Source organism: Mesorhizobium sp. IMUNJ 23033 (assembly GCF_044778005.1).
Lineage (GTDB): Bacteria > Pseudomonadota > Alphaproteobacteria > Rhizobiales > Rhizobiaceae > Mesorhizobium > Mesorhizobium amorphae_A.
On record NZ_JBJACT010000012.1, the window covers coordinates 139,016 to 153,088 of the forward strand.

General features: G+C 62.3%; 16 protein-coding genes and 1 tRNA gene. 6 read left to right on the forward strand and 11 right to left on the reverse strand.

Annotated elements, in window-relative coordinates; genetic code table 11:
• Positions 1-18: 18 nt before the first annotated feature.
• The 5 genes from ACFX5Q_RS15615 to ACFX5Q_RS15635 are packed head-to-tail and all read right to left on the reverse strand — an operon-like array spanning position 19 to position 4,593.
• Entirely contained in the window at positions 19-780 is a 762-nt protein-coding gene (locus tag ACFX5Q_RS15615; RefSeq protein WP_404279316.1) for an MBL fold metallo-hydrolase, read from the reverse strand.
• Positions 781-782: 2 nt separating this feature from the next.
• Positions 783-1,847 (reverse strand): ABC transporter ATP-binding protein, encoded by a 1,065-nt coding sequence (locus ACFX5Q_RS15620; RefSeq protein ID WP_404279318.1) that lies wholly within the window; start codon positions 1,845-1,847, stop codon positions 783-785.
• The gene (locus ACFX5Q_RS15625; protein WP_404279320.1) at positions 1,844-2,626 is read right to left on the reverse strand and encodes an ABC transporter permease; all 783 of its coding nucleotides are present in this window, start codon (positions 2,624-2,626) and stop codon (positions 1,844-1,846) included. The genes ACFX5Q_RS15620 and ACFX5Q_RS15625 overlap by 4 nt, the downstream gene beginning before the upstream one ends.
• A gap of 1 nt (position 2,627) precedes the next feature.
• Positions 2,628-3,494 carry an ABC transporter permease gene (locus ACFX5Q_RS15630; RefSeq protein ID WP_404279322.1) on the reverse strand — a complete coding sequence of 289 codons (867 nt, stop codon included), beginning with the start codon at positions 3,492-3,494 and terminating at the stop codon, positions 2,628-2,630.
• A gap of 13 nt (positions 3,495-3,507) precedes the next feature.
• A complete protein-coding gene (locus tag ACFX5Q_RS15635; RefSeq protein WP_404279324.1) occupies positions 3,508-4,593 on the reverse strand; it encodes a spermidine/putrescine ABC transporter substrate-binding protein in 1,086 nt (361 codons plus the stop codon).
• A 91-nt stretch (positions 4,594-4,684) separates the two neighbouring features.
• Between ACFX5Q_RS15635 and ACFX5Q_RS15640 the strand changes: the two genes are divergently transcribed.
• The gene (locus ACFX5Q_RS15640; protein WP_404279326.1) at positions 4,685-5,332 is read left to right on the forward strand and encodes a TetR/AcrR family transcriptional regulator; all 648 of its coding nucleotides are present in this window, start codon (positions 4,685-4,687) and stop codon (positions 5,330-5,332) included.
• A gap of 229 nt (positions 5,333-5,561) precedes the next feature.
• On the opposite strand, the gene ACFX5Q_RS15645 is transcribed toward ACFX5Q_RS15640, so the two are convergent.
• Positions 5,562-6,920, reverse strand: coding sequence for a hypothetical protein (locus tag ACFX5Q_RS15645; protein ID WP_404279328.1), 1,359 nt, complete (start codon positions 6,918-6,920; stop codon positions 5,562-5,564).
• A gap of 127 nt (positions 6,921-7,047) precedes the next feature.
• On the opposite strand from ACFX5Q_RS15645, the gene ACFX5Q_RS15650 reads away from it, so the two are divergent.
• The gene (locus tag ACFX5Q_RS15650; protein ID WP_404279330.1) at positions 7,048-7,392 is read left to right on the forward strand and encodes a hypothetical protein; all 345 of its coding nucleotides are present in this window, start codon (positions 7,048-7,050) and stop codon (positions 7,390-7,392) included.
• A gap of 842 nt (positions 7,393-8,234) precedes the next feature.
• Here ACFX5Q_RS15650 and ACFX5Q_RS15655 read toward each other — a convergent pair.
• A complete protein-coding gene (locus ACFX5Q_RS15655; RefSeq protein WP_404279332.1) occupies positions 8,235-8,834 on the reverse strand; it encodes a cupin domain-containing protein in 600 nt (199 codons plus the stop codon).
• A gap of 99 nt (positions 8,835-8,933) precedes the next feature.
• Positions 8,934-9,009, reverse strand: a tRNA-Thr gene (locus ACFX5Q_RS15660).
• A gap of 157 nt (positions 9,010-9,166) precedes the next feature.
• On the opposite strand from ACFX5Q_RS15660, the gene ACFX5Q_RS15665 reads away from it, so the two are divergent.
• Positions 9,167-9,334, forward strand: coding sequence for a hypothetical protein (locus ACFX5Q_RS15665; protein ID WP_192177503.1), 168 nt, complete (start codon positions 9,167-9,169; stop codon positions 9,332-9,334).
• A gap of 54 nt (positions 9,335-9,388) precedes the next feature.
• On the opposite strand, the gene ACFX5Q_RS15670 is transcribed toward ACFX5Q_RS15665, so the two are convergent.
• A complete protein-coding gene (locus ACFX5Q_RS15670) occupies positions 9,389-9,577 on the reverse strand; it encodes a hypothetical protein (protein ID WP_404279334.1) in 189 nt (62 codons plus the stop codon).
• Here ACFX5Q_RS15670 and ACFX5Q_RS15675 point away from each other — a divergent pair.
• A complete protein-coding gene (locus ACFX5Q_RS15675; protein WP_404279335.1) occupies positions 9,570-9,878 on the forward strand; it encodes a BA14K family protein in 309 nt (102 codons plus the stop codon). The genes ACFX5Q_RS15670 and ACFX5Q_RS15675 overlap by 8 nt on opposite strands.
• Before the next feature lie 400 nt (positions 9,879-10,278).
• Complete coding sequence (locus ACFX5Q_RS15680; protein ID WP_404279337.1) at positions 10,279-10,635, forward strand: hypothetical protein; 357 nt, start codon at positions 10,279-10,281, stop codon at positions 10,633-10,635.
• Here ACFX5Q_RS15680 and ACFX5Q_RS15685 read toward each other — a convergent pair.
• Complete coding sequence (locus ACFX5Q_RS15685; RefSeq protein ID WP_404279339.1) at positions 10,632-11,117, reverse strand: YbaK/EbsC family protein; 486 nt, start codon at positions 11,115-11,117, stop codon at positions 10,632-10,634. The genes ACFX5Q_RS15680 and ACFX5Q_RS15685 overlap by 4 nt on opposite strands.
• Before the next feature lie 65 nt (positions 11,118-11,182).
• Positions 11,183-12,067 (reverse strand): HTH-type transcriptional regulator BhcR, encoded by an 885-nt coding sequence (gene bhcR / locus ACFX5Q_RS15690; RefSeq protein WP_404279341.1) that lies wholly within the window; start codon positions 12,065-12,067, stop codon positions 11,183-11,185.
• A gap of 202 nt (positions 12,068-12,269) precedes the next feature.
• Between bhcR and gcl the strand changes: the two genes are divergently transcribed.
• On the forward strand, positions 12,270-14,051 hold the full coding sequence (gcl, locus tag ACFX5Q_RS15695; protein WP_404279343.1) for a glyoxylate carboligase: 1,782 nt from the start codon (positions 12,270-12,272) through the stop codon (positions 14,049-14,051).
• The last annotated feature ends 22 nt before the right edge of the window (positions 14,052-14,073 follow it).

Below are 14,073 nucleotides of genomic sequence, written 5' to 3' on the forward strand. Positions count from 1 at the left end.
AGATCGGGTTGCGGCCGCCTATCTGGGCTGCAGCAGGTGGCAGCCGGCCTGGCGCTTTTGCGCGAGATACTCTTCGATCAGCTGTCGGTAGCGGACTTTGCCGAAGCTCGGGAAATGGCCGCCATGCACGACCGAGACGTCGAGGTCGCGCATGTTGAGCAGCGTCGCCACATAGTCATCAACGACCGAGTGGTAGACATCGTCGATCAGCGGGCCATCATAGATGATGTCGCCGGATAACAGGATGCCCGTCCTGTTTTCGTAGAGCGCGATGCCGCCGGGCGAATGGCCGGGCGTGTGGATGACCTCGAAGGCGCGGTCGCCGAGATCGACAACATCGCCGTTCTCCAGTAGGCGGTCGGCCGGCGCCGGCAGGATTTTGTAGCGCGCCGTCTCCCAGCCTTGCGGCATGCCATCGAACATCTCGTCGGTGGCGTAGCGGTCGGCCACCGTCCATTCGTTGCGCGGATCTGCGAGGATCTTTGCTTCGGCCCGATGCACGCAGCGGTCGGGGAATTCGTGATGGCAGCCGATATGGTCGAAATGCGTGTGGCTGGCGACGCAAGTGAGCTTTCGCTCCGTCACCAGCGGCACGTGGGAGCGCAGGCTGAAATGCCCGAGGCCGGTGTCGAACAGCAGGTCGCGGTCGCGGCCGCGCACATGCCAGATGTTGCAGCGGAAGAACGGCTTTATCCACGGCTCGTGGATCAGCGTCACGCCGTCGCCCATGCGGATGGTTTCGTACCAGTCCGGAGCGTCGATGACCGGAAGCGTGCCCATACTCAGTCCGTCAGCAGGATGATGTCGCCAGCGTTGCATGAAACGGCGATCGTGTCGCCCGGCTGGACAGCCGCCGCGGCGGGAGCCTTGACGATGAACTGGAGCGCAGGATCCTGCGTTGAGGCGGCCAACACGCGTTTGAAGCTGCCTTGGAAGACGACGTCGCTGACCGTCGCCGTGCCGAGCGCAATATCGCCCCCAGCCTCGCCGAGGACCAAATGCTCCGGCCGGATGGCGAGGGCGACTTTCGCGCCGGCCGGCGGCGTGCCGGGCAGCGAAACCGGGCCTGCTGGTGTTGCGACCGTAACTGTCCCGTTCTTCGCCTCCGTCACGGTTCCGGAGAGGATTGTGCTTTCGCCCATGAAGGTGGCTGAAAAGCGCGTCGCCGGCCGCGCATAGACACGCTCGGGCGGACCTTCGTCCTCGATGCGACCGTCATTCATCACCACGCAATGGTCGGCCAGCGCCATCGCTTCTTCCTGGTCGTGGGTGACATGGATGAAGGCAGTGCCGACGCGCTTCTGGATCGCCTTCAACTCGTCCTGCATCTGCCGGCGCAGTTTCAGGTCGAGCGCGCCGAGCGGCTCGTCGAGCAGAAGCACCGCCGGCTCGATCACCAGCGCACGCGCCAGCGCAACGCGCTGCCGCTGGCCGCCGGAGAGCTGATGCGGCTTCTTGTCGAAGGCGGACGCAAGCCCAACCAGCGCCAGCGCCTCTAGCGCCTTTGCCGCCCGTGTCGGGCCATCAACGCCCTGCATGCGCAGGCCAAAGCTGACATTGGCGCCGACGCTCATATGTGGAAACAGAGCATAGTCCTGGAACACGGTCGTCGTCGGGCGTTTCGCCGGCGGCACGGCGGTACAGTCCTCGCCGCGGATGAACACCTTGCCTTCGCTCGGCGTGACGAAACCGCCGAGGATGGAGAGCAGCGTCGTCTTGCCGGAGCCGGAGGGCCCGAGCAGGATGGTGTAGCTGCCGGGCTCGATTTTCAGCGAAACGTCCTTCAGCACCGGGTGCTGGCCAAAGCGATGCGAGACATTGCTGATGTCGACCAGGGGCGCGCTCATGCCGGCTTTCTCCGCAGCAATGTCAGTTCAAAAAGCACCACCAGGACGATGGACACGGCAAAGACCAGGGAGCCCACGGCGTTGGTCTTTGGGTTGAGACCTGAGCGCAGCAGGTTCCAGATTTCCACCGGCAGCGTGGTGTCGAAGCGGGTCAGCAGGAAGGAGATGACGAATTCGTCCCAGGAGAAGGTCATCGACAGGAAAAAGCTGGCGAAGATCGCCGGCGCCATCACCGGCACGGTGATCAAAAGCAGCACCTTCCATTCCGGCGCGCCGAGGTCGCGCGCGGCGCGTTCGATGTTGATCTGATGGTCGCCCATCTGGCTGTAGATGATCGCAAAGCAGAGCGGCAGGTTGATCACGACATGGCCGATGCCGGCGGCAAGCAGCGATTTCGGCAAGCCGGCCCAGTTGAACAGCACCAGAAGCCCCATGCCGATGATGAGATAGCTGACGGTGAGCGGCAGCGTGATCAGTCCGCGCAGCAGCGCCGAGGAAGGCAGGGTGAACCGCGCAAAACCCCAGGCGGAGAGGAAGCCGAGCGTAACGGCGGCAGCTGAGGAGAGGATGGCGACGATCAGCGAATTGACCAGCGCCGAGGTCAGCCGGGTGTCGGAGAGCACCGCGTCGTACCAGCGCAGCGACGGGCCGGTGAAGGGTGGTATCGGAAACGACGTCGCCTGCAGCGAAAACAGCACCAGCACGATGACCGGCAGAAAGATGAAGCCGTAGACGGCGAGGGCATAGAGCCAGGCGGCGATTCGGACAATCCGGCGCATCTCAGGCCCGCTCGATCTTCAGCCAGCGGGCGCAGGCGAGGTAGGCGACTGTGACGACCGCCATCAGGATGATCGACAGCGCCGACGCCAGCGGGAAGTCGCCGCGCCGGCCGATCTGCATCATCACCAGCTGCGGCATCAGAAGCTCGTTGTTGCCGCCAAGAATCTGCGGCGTGATGTAGTCGCCGATGCAGAGCACGAAGGTGAGAAAGGCGCCGACCATGATGCCGGGCAGGGTCAACGGCAGCACGACATGCAGGAAGGTTCGCACCGGTCCGGCGCCGAGATCGGCGGCGGCCTTGCGGTAGCTCGGGCTAAGCTGCTTCAGATTGGCGAAGATGGTCAGCGTCAACAGCATGACGAAGAAATGCACGAAGCCGGTGACGGTGGCGAAACGCGTGTTGGCGAGCTGCAGCGGCTCGCCGACCAGGCCGAGCCCGGTCAGCGTCCGGTTGATGACGCCATTCTGCGCCAGCACCAGCAACCAGGAGTAGGAACGCACGACATAGGAGGTCCAGAACGGCAGCACGGCCAGCATCAGCGCCAGCCGCTGCCAGCGCTCGGGCACCTGTTCGGCGAGGATCCAGGCAAAGGGGTAGGCGAGCAGCACCGAGACGACGGTGACGATGGCCGTCACCTGCAGCGAGTTCACCATCGCGCGCCAGTAGGACGGATCGGTGAAGAACTGGCTGTAGTTGGCAAAAGTGAAGCCGCCGCCTTCATGCGCCGTGAGGCTGGAAAACCCCATGGCGATGAAAGGCAGCACGAAGAACAGCAACGTCCAACCGAGCGCCGGCGTGACCAGCGCCCAGGGCAGGGCGTGGCCCGCCCGGGGCAGGGCACGCCCGCTGTTGGTGACAGTGCTCATCGCCGGCAGCCGCTCACTGCGCCTGCAGCATTTCGGTCCAGACGTCCTGCATCTTCTTGTCGAGATCGGCATTCGGCGCCGGATAGGCCTGGGCGCGGGCGAGGAAGTCCGGCTGCTCGTCAAAGCGCAGGACCTTCTTCTGGTCGTCGGTCAGTGCTGCCTTGGCATTCGAAGGCATGCCCCAATAGCAGGCGGAGGTGGCAAGCCGCGCCTGGCCTTCCGGGCTCATAATGTACTGGATGAATTTCAGCGCCATGTCCTTGTTCTTGGAATCCTTGAACATGGCGAGCGACTGCGACCACAGCACCGCGCCTTCCTTGGGGATCGAGAAGTCCAGCGCCGGGTTTTCCTTGGCGAGGCCCGCCGTCACCCATTCGCCGCCGCCGACCAATATGTCGACCTCGCCGGTGGCCAAAGCTGTCTGGCTGGCGGTGACTTCGCCGACCAGCTTGGCATTGGCTTTCATCTTGAGAAGCTCGGCCTTGATGGCGGGAAGGTCAGCCTCGGTGAGTTCGGCCGTCTTCTTGCCGATTGCCAAGGCGGCCATGCCGATGACCGGCAAATAGTAGTCGTAGATGGCGATCTTGCCTTTGTATTTGTCGCTGGTGAGCGCGGCCAGCGACTGCATGTCGGCCGGATCGACCTTGGTCTTGTTGAAGCCGATCGTGTTGTAGCCGAACTTTTCCGTGATGCCGTAGCGCTTGCCGCCGACGACGGTCGAGCCGTCCATCTTCACCTGCGGGAACAGGTCGCCCAGCGGTAGCTTGTCTTCCGGCAGCGGCTCGAACAGACCCTTTTCGACGCCGCGCGGCACGTCGATCGAGTCGATCACCATCACGTCCCAGTCGCCGGGCTGCGACTGTTCTACGATGGCGAGACCGGCGCCGGTGCCCTCGAATTCCTTGACGTTGACCTTGACGCCATTGGCCTCCTCGAAAGGTTGCAGCAGCGCCGGGTCGGCATGGTCGCACCAGATCAGGGCGTTGAGATCGGCGGCCTCAGCGAGACCGCCCGTCGTCAGCAGCAGTGCCGTGGCGGCACAAGCGGCGCGTAGATGGCGGTTCACGATGGAAAGCGGATTCGTGGTGTGTGCGGACATCGAGTGTTCTCCCTTGCCTTTGTGGCTTCTTGCAAAAAATTGAACCAATTCTAAAATTGAGTCAATTCTGTTTTCATGGCAAGAGGCTTTTATGAGCGGATTGCGGGCAAGGCAAAAGGCGGACAGGCACCGCCGCATCATCGAGGCGGCGGCGGCACTTTTCCGAGAGACCGGCTATGAGGGCGCCAAGATCGAGACCATCGCCGCGCAGGCCGAAGTGTCGATCGGAACGATCTACAACTACTACCAGAACAAGGGCGATATCCTCGGCGCCATCGTCTCGCTGGAGGTCAACGAGGTGCTCAATGCCGGACGTGGCGTCGTCGCCAACCCGCCGGCCAACGTCGGCGACGCGCTGGACACGCTGCTCGGCATCTATATCGAGCACTCGCTGCACTATCTCAGCAAGGAGATGTGGCGACAGGCGATGGCGATCTCGACGCAATTGCCCGACAGCCCGTTCGGCCAGGCCTATACCGGGCTCGACCGGGCGCTGACCGAGCAGATCCGCGCGCTGATCGCTCGCCTGCAGGCGATCGGCCTGGTGCGGCAGGATATCGACGGGGCGGCGCTGGGCGAGCTGATCTTCAACAACATGAACATGATGTTCATCGAGTTCGTGAAGCGCGACGAGGCGAGGATACCGGAGCTGCGCGCGGCGATTCGAAGGCAGAACCGGATACTGGTTGCGGCGATTGTCGTGTGTGAGGAGTCAGGAGCAGACAGGAGAAATCTATGACGTCTTCAGCGAACTGGTTGCCACAGGAATTGTTGAAGACCGCCATGAGGTTCCGCGCCATCTTGCCGAAGAGACATGGCACCGGATCGGCCATAGTGGACGAATTCCACATCGGGTACAGACCGCCAGAGCGACCTGTTCGGGCGGAACGGGAATTCGGGCCACCAAGCAACGCGTCGTCGTGCGACGCGCTCGCGCTTCGTAGTGCCATGTGCGATCGCATGAGCGATCATATGATGAACACGTCGTGATAGCTCAGGGCCGCCCCGGCCACTAGCTGGGCGATTTGCACCTGGTCGGTCGATTGCGAGCCATCGGGGTCATAGTACAGAATGCCCGTGGTCTGGTTGTAGAGCAGGTAATCGTTGCTGCTGGTGGCGTGTTCGCGCAACTCGAAATACGACGAGTTCACCTGCGTCGGGCTGGATAGGGAACCGGGGCCGAGCTTGGTGAAGACGGCATTGTCGAGATAAAGCGCGTCATCAGCCGCGTGGAAGTCGGTGAGTGTGTCGACATTGCCGGAGCCATAGGCCGTGTTAAACACGAAGGTGTCGTCGCCGGCGCCACCGGTCAGCACGTCGTTGCCACCCCCGCCCCACAGTGTGTCGTCGCCAGCCAGGGCATCATAGCTGTCGGCCGCGCCAGTGCCGACAAAAGTGTCGTTCTCGGTGGTCCCCTTGGCCGGGTCGCTCGGCGGTGTCGGAGGTGACGGAGGTGATGGTGGCGGGTCGGTCCCGTCATGGGCTGCATGCCAGGCTGCCTTGGCGTTGGCCCAGTAATCGCGGGCTGCCTGGCCTTCTAAGACCGTCCAGCCGGCGGGCGGCATTGGGTAATCGGACGGCAGCGGCGTGTCAGAGAGGTTGAGGTAGTAATTGCCGTGCGACTCAACCGTCTTGTCCCAGGCCCGCTGCAGCCGCTCCATGCCGTTGTGGTTGACGTCGGTGATCGCCACCACACAATCGATAAAGTGCAGACTGGGCACGACATCGTCAGAGCCTGTGCCCTTGTCGAGTTTGAACGGCGAGCCGTGGGTCATCTCGCCTTTGCGAAGGTACTCTTTCATGCCCAGAAGCATGCCCTCCATGATGACCGTGTTGTCAGACCCATCCACGTCACCGTCACCGAGGCTCACTCCGGAAAACACGTTGTCGAACAGGGAATCCCGGATGGTGCCGCCGATGACGTCGTCGTCCTCGACCGCGTCGTCTCGGGAGTAGCCGACATAGCAATCGTCGATGAGGAAGGTGCCAGTGCCGCCGACACGGATGCCATCCCAGGGCTTGGTGATCGTCCAGTCGTCGATGACAAAGCTGTAGGCTGAATTTACACGGACTGCGGCGGAGTTGATGTAAATGCTCTCCCAGTCGCCGGTTTGGGAAACCGTGCCGTTGATCGTGCCGCCCGAAACTAGGAGGTTGTCGCCGGGGCCGGTGATCGAGAAGGGATAGCGGTTGGTGGGACTTCCCTGATTGGCGACGATCCACGAGGCGTTAGTGGCATCGATAATGGTGTCGGCGGCCAGACTGGATGGTTTGTAGCTGCTGTAGCCATAGTCGCCGCTCAAGACAATGGTGCTTGTAAGGGCCATGCTTGGCCACCTTTCACACCCCCGCCGTCTCCGCTCAAATGCCTGAAGCCAGAAAGGCCTGCACCCACCAAAGCCCCGTTGCCGGTATCGCGCAAATCACAAAATTTAACAAAATACAAAATATCGGATGGTGATCGGCATCTATATCGAGCACTCGCTGCATTATCTGAGCAAGGAGATGTGGCGGCAGGCGATGGCGATCTCGACGCAGCTGCCCGACAGTCCGTTCCACCAGGCCTACACGGCGCTCGACCGGGAACTAACCGAGCAGATCCGCGCGCTGATCGCCCGGCTGCAAGAGATCGGCCTGGTGCGCGCCGACATCGACGGGCCGGCACTCGGCGAACTGGTCTTCAACAACATGAACATGATGTTCATTGAGTTCGTGAAGCGCGACGAGGCGAAGATACCGGAATTGCGGGCCGCGATTCGCAGGCAGAACCGGATACTGGTGGCGGCGATTGAGGTGTGAATCACGTCGACCATGACCGGCGTCAAGTGGCCAAAGCATGCTCTCACCTGGGAAGAAACTAAAGCTTTCGCTAATATACGGGGCAGCAATGCTCCGCCTGGAAAGCAGCACTGCTAACTCAGAGCAGCAGGTGAATTACCAGAAGCTCGATGATCAGCAAAACGGCGCACACCAAGCCCCCAAGGGCATAGCCCCGCCGATACTGGCGGACATCCTGATCGGTTTGGAATGCTTCTACCCAGAGCCCTGCAGGGACGCCAAGGCAAATAGGGATCGGCATCGTAGCTGGCACGATTATAGCTGGCGCTAAAGCAGGTCGACCCGACATGGCGGCCCTCTCGACCTCGAAGAGGTCAGCATATTAGTCTTCGCTAACTAATGGCGCAACAAGCTTCCCGGCTCGATCGAAGAACGATGGCGCCGAACAGCGCTCGCACGTCCCTGCCGGGCCGCACTACGGCTTTTTGCTTAGGAACTGTGACTGAGAGCGGCGTTTTCGGAGCGGTAAAATATGATCAAGATGCTCTTCGAATACGGGAGGGCGCGCCATGGGAATACTTCGACCACAACCCAAGCCCAAAAGGGTCTACCCAAATAGCGATCGTTTCGAAGAAAACGGCCGGATAGCCGCGATCTTGCTCGTCATTGCTGCCGCGACTGTCGCAATCTCTGTCATACGCTCGTTACCCTTTTAGATCGTCTCGCAGCAGGCCGCGATGAAGACGGGCGGCGCGCTCAATACGGATCAGTGGGAACAGCACTTGTCGGATCGATCGAAGCCGCAGGGCTGCCGAGCGCATCGGAAGGCCCTCCCTTCAGGGTCGTGAATTCCGACATGTCTGTCAGCGCTCCGCCACCAAAGCGAGGATTTCGGGGGCCGGGGTGACATGTGCGTGGGGTCTGCAGAAATCAGGGTCGATCGCCCGATATCCGAGCAGACTGGCGAGTGGCGCCAGGATTGCGAGCGCCACCCGCTGAACCGCGGGTGGAGGCTGCGTGAAGACGATCACGTCGGCAAATTCCCTGGCGATGACTGCCGCCTGAAGCAGGAAAGGTTTTCCTTTCTTGTCCACCCGACCGGCATTGGCGAGGCCGAAGAGCATGCCGATCAGCAGCTCGAAGCGGTTCGGATCAATATGGTCCGCGCCTTGTGCCCGTTCGATTTCGATCAGGACGTGTGCCTCGTCGGTCCTGCTGCTGTTCCACCAATCGTGCACCACGCCTGCCTCGACCGTTGCCGATTGGCTGGGCTCCAGGGAAAATATCTTCCCCGCGATGGAGGCATCGAGCCGGCCGCTGACGACGGTAAACAGTTCAATCATGTTCGGATGGAAGTGCTCGCCCACGACCGCGGCTCCGGGTCGAGCGGTCAAATGAACGATGCCTGGCCCCTGGCTGCGGTCTTCGGTGCCACGCAGGATCACGGCAAATTCGCCGGTCACCTTGTTCTCGTAGACGTCTCCACAACGTGACATGGATCATCTCGTATCTCAGGAATGCCGGCGCATCGAAAACAAAAGATTGACGTTCTGGCTGCGAACTGGTGCCCCCGGACGGAATCGAACCGCCGACCTTCGGTTTACAAAACCGCTGCTCTACCAGCTGAGCTACAAGGGCACGGCGCTCCGGTAGCATATTTCGTGCGCCAGTAAAGTCAAAACTCCATTCTTGGTTGCTAATGGCCCCTGTCGAGGCGGCAGGGCAGGCATGCTGAAAACCGCCAATTCGTTTCCTACATATGATGGAGGTGCAATCGCCTTAGCGAGGGTGTCGCATGATCAGATTCGTCATCATTCTTCCGCTTGTCGTGGTGGCCTTTCTTCTCCTGGTCAGGCTCGTCAAGGATGTGAAGAACGCCAATATCGACTGGACCGGCGTCACCACCATCATCGGCTTCATCGCTCTGGCCTTCTGGCTGCGCCATGTCACCGGCATGGGGTAGAATAGGGGAGTAGTGAATAGTCGGTAGTAACCGCAGCCTTGTCTGCGCGGTGCCTCACTGCATCGCTGGCACCTGCGCCGCCGGCAGACCGACAGCGCGGCCCAACGACTGCCCAAAAGAACGCCTCAGCCCCTTGGCGAGAAAAATCAAAGATTTGTCGAACCTTTTTCCTGCTCGCTGCGACTGACGATCAAGAGGCGGATGGATCGCCTCTCCAACAAACCAGGAGATCGTCATGTTCAAGCGCACACTCGTTTCCGGCCTGATCGCCACCACCGTCGCCGCCGCCACGCTGGCCGGCACCATCCAGCCCTCGGCCGCCCACGGCCATCATCACCACCGCGAAATCGGCATCGGCATTGCCGCCGGCGTCGGCGGGTTTGTCCTTGGCAGCCTTCTCTCCCAGCAGCCGCGCCCGGTCTATGTCGAGGACTATGGCGAGTCGCGGCACGTCCGTCGCTGCCTCGCCCGCTATGCCAGCTACGACCCGTACTCCGACACCTATGTCGGCTATGACGGCTATCGCCACTACTGCCGGCTCTGAGAGGAGGTGAACCGCTTCAGGCAAATGGAAGAAGGGGCTCCTCCGTGGCCCCTTTTTCTGCTGCCTGCGGGGTTCGGCTCTTGTTGAATTGGTCGACTGCCAATGTCGGCGCCGCCCCTCATCTGCCTGCCGGCATCTTCTCCCCGTATAGTGACGGGGAGAAGGGGCTGGCCGCAGACTCGGCGCTCTTCTTGCAACGCTGGAGATTGGCGAAACCATCGATGATCGCGCCCTTCTCCCCGTTCACGGGGAGAAGGTGCCGGCAGGCAGATGAGGGGCAGCGCAGACCTGAAGCGATTGTGTACGACTTCGCTAGTCGGCCGTCGCCCGCGCTCGGCGGTGTACAGCGATTTTCCGAACGTTTAATCTCTCCTCCACGGCCAACGGAGAGGAGGGACCCTTGGACGAACAGGATCCGAAGGAAGACCTGATCGAGCCGGTTTTTCGCAACGGCACGGTCACCACCGTCGGCATTCTGCTGGCGTTTTCGCTGGGCTTCATCACCCATTGGGCGGCCAACCCGATCCCCTGGCAAACCTACCATCTGCTCGCCGTCGTGCCGATCCTGATTGGCATCGCATTGCAAATGCGGGCGCTGTCCATCCTGCTCGATGTCCAGTCGCTGCAAAGGCGCATCTACGAGCGCGCCAACCGCATCTTCATTGCGGGTCTCATCTTCACCGCAAGCGGCGTCGGGCTGGCGATCCTGCTCGATGTCTTCGAGGTCGCAGGCAAGAGCGCTCTGCCAGGAGGTTAGCGAGCCGCTGCTGTGTTCAAGCTGTCCTGGCAGATGTCGCACCATTCGGCGCCGACCAGTCCGGCCATGCGCTCGACGCCTATTCTCACCGCAGCATTGGTTGCGCCGGCCGCCGGCACGACCTCTTCGAAGGCGCGCAGCGATACGTCGCAATAGACCGGCAGCGGCGAGGCGAGGCCGAAGGGGCAGACGCCACCGACCGGGTGGCCGGTGATATCAGCCACCTGTTCGGCATCGAGCATGCGCGGCTTGCCGCCGAAGGCATCGCGCGACTTGCGGTTGTCGATGCGCGCGTCGCCACGGGCGACGACCAGCAGGACCCGGTCGCCGATACGCATGCAGATGGTCTTGGCGATTTGCCCCGGCTCGACGCCATGCGCCGCGGCCGCGAGCGTCACGGTCGCCGAGCTTGTCGGCGTTTCGATCACCTCGATGTCGGGCGCATGTTCGGCGAAAAAGGCTTTGACGGACTGGAGGCTCATTCTGTTCAGGCGGGGACTGTCGGTCTTGGAAGGTTGGCGCAGACTTGGCCGTCGCCGGCCGCGTGTCAAGGCGAGCGCGCGGCGGTGATGTCGAAGAGTGATCCCGATGCATCGGCGCGGCCTTGTGAAGAGGGGTTCGACAGGCCGCCGATCATCCTGGTGATTTCCGTCGCGGCCTCGCGCACCAACGGCCCGATCTCGGCCAGCCGCTCCTGCGTCACCCGCACCGTCGGCCCCGACACCGAAACGCCGCCGATCGGCTCGCCGAACTCGTTGAAGATGGCAGCGGCGACGCAGCGCATGCCGGGATGCCGTTCCTCGTCATCGACCGACCAGCCGCGCAGCTTGATCCTGACAAGGTCGTGGGCCAGCGCGGAGATATCGGAGAGCGTGTTTTCAGTAAAACGCTCCAGCCCCGCCTTGCGCAGGATGGCGCCGACGCGTTCGGGCTCCAGATGCGCCAGCACCGCCTTGCCGATTCCCGAGGCATGGAAGGAGCTGCGCGTGCCCGGTCGGAAGAAGGCGCGGATCGCCTGATGCGTCTCGACCTGGCTGACGAAGACGACGCAATCGTCCTCGGCGACGCCGAGATTGGCGGTCTCGCCGGTCTTTTCCATCAATTCCTGCATTACGATGCGGGCGCGGTCGACCAGCTTGCGGCGGCGCAGAAACGCCGCGCCCATGCGATAGGTTTCGACGCCGATCGACCACAGCTGGTCGGTGCTCTCGAACTCGACCATGCCGTGGTTTTGCAGCGTCGTCAGCATGCGGTAGGCGGTCGACGCGGCGAGGGCGCTCTGCGCGGCGATCTCGCTCAGCGACAGGCCGCTGCCTTCGGCAACGATGGCCAGGATGCGCAGCGCCCGGTCCAGCGACTGCACCGAAGCGGCCTCGGAGGGGCCGTTGAAGGCGCGGGGACGGCCGCGCTGGCGCTTTTCGGTTGTTTCCATGGCGCCATTCTTGGCGATTTCGCCAAACAAGCAATGAAAAAGTTTTTCACTCGTTTGCGGGGTTGAATTGTGGAAAACGGAAAACCCAATAAAATCAGTCTTTAGTCGCCGCTTTCTAGAAATGAAAAAATATTCTGAAAAAATTGAAAAATGGCGAGAACGCTGCCATTCTTGGCCATCAACACATTTGCGGAGGCTGGACATGGCCAGGATGCGCGCTGTCGACGCAGCGGTTCTCGTTCTCGAAAAGGAAGGCATCACTACGGCCTTCGGCGTGCCGGGCGCGGCGATCAACCCGTTCTATTCGGCGTTGAAGGCGAGGGGCACCGTCCGCCATATCCTGGCGCGCCATGTCGAGGCCGCCTCGCACATGGCCGAAGGCTATACACGGACCAAGGCCGGCAACATCGGCCTTTGCATCGGCACGTCCGGCCCGGCCGGCACCGACATGATCACCGGGCTTTACTCGGCGGCGGCGGACTCCATCCCGATCCTGTGCATCACCGGCCAGGCGCCGCGTGCCAGGCTGAACAAGGAGGATTTCCAGGCGGTCGACATCGCCGCGATCGCAGCACCTGTTGCCAAATGGGCGGTCACGGTCATGGAGCCCTATCTGGTGCCGATGGCGCTGCAGAAGGCGTTTCATCTGATGCGCTCGTCGCGGCCAGGCCCGGTGCTGATCGACCTGCCGGTCGATGTGCAACTGGCCGAGATCGAGTTCGACATCGACGCCTACGAGCCGCTTGTCCCGTTCAAGCCGGCGATGACGCGCGCCCAGGCCGAGAAGGCACTGGCGATGCTCAACGCGGCCGAAAAGCCGCTGATCGTCGCCGGGGGCGGCATCATCAATGCCGATGCCTCCGATCTGTTGATCGAATTCGCCGAGATCACCGGCGTGCCGGTCATTCCGACGCTGATGGGCTGGGGCGCGATCCCCGACGACCATCGGCTAATGGCCGGCATGTGCGGGCTGCAGACGTCGCACCGCTACGGCAACGCGACGATGCTGGCGGCCGACTTCGTCTTCGGCATCGGCAACCGTTGGGCCAACCGCCACACCGGTTCGGTCGATGTCTACACCAAGGGCAAGAAATTCATTCATGTCGACATCGAGCCTACGCAAATAGGCCGCGTCTTCGCGCCGGACCTCGGCGTGGTCTCGGACGCGGGTGCCGCGCTGAAGATCTTGCTCGACGTCGCCACCGAGTGGCGGACGGCGGGGAAGCTGCGCGACTGGTCGGGCTGGGCGAAGGAATGCCAGCAGCGCAAGAAGACGATGAAGCGCAAGACGCATTTCGAGCAGGTGCCGCTGAAGCCGCAGCGCGTCTACGAGGAGATGAACAAGGCTTTTGGGCGCGACACCACCTATGTCACCACGATCGGCCTGTCGCAGATCGCCGGCGCGCAGTTCCTGCATGTCTACAAGCCGCGCAACTGGATCAATTGCGGCCAGGCCGGACCGCTCGGCTGGACGCTGCCGGCGGCGCTCGGCGTGCGCGCCGCCGATCCCGACCGCACCATCGTGGCTCTGTCCGGCGACTACGACTTCCAGTTCATGATCGAGGAACTGGCGGTCGGCGCGCAGCACAAGCTGCCCTACATCCATGTCGTGGTGAACAATGCCTATCTCGGCCTGATCCGCCAGGCGCAGCGCGGCTTTTCGATGGATTTCGAGGTCAGCCTCGCCTTCGAGAACGTCAACCGCGCCAACGATCCCGAAGCCGGCTACGGCGTCGACCATGTCGCCGTCGCCGAGGCCATGGGCTGCAAGGCGGTCAGGGTGCGCAAGCCCGAGGAGTTCGCCGGCGCCTTCAAGCAGGCGCAGCGGCTGATGAAGGAGCACCAGGTTCCGGTCGTGCTTGAATTCATCCTCGAGCGCGTCACCAACATTTCCATGGGCACGGAAATCGACAAGATCACCGAATTCGAGGAGCTTGCCGAAAGCCATGAGGATGCGCCGACGGCCATCGTGATGCTTGATTAGGCCCGGGCGGGAACAAGGAGAA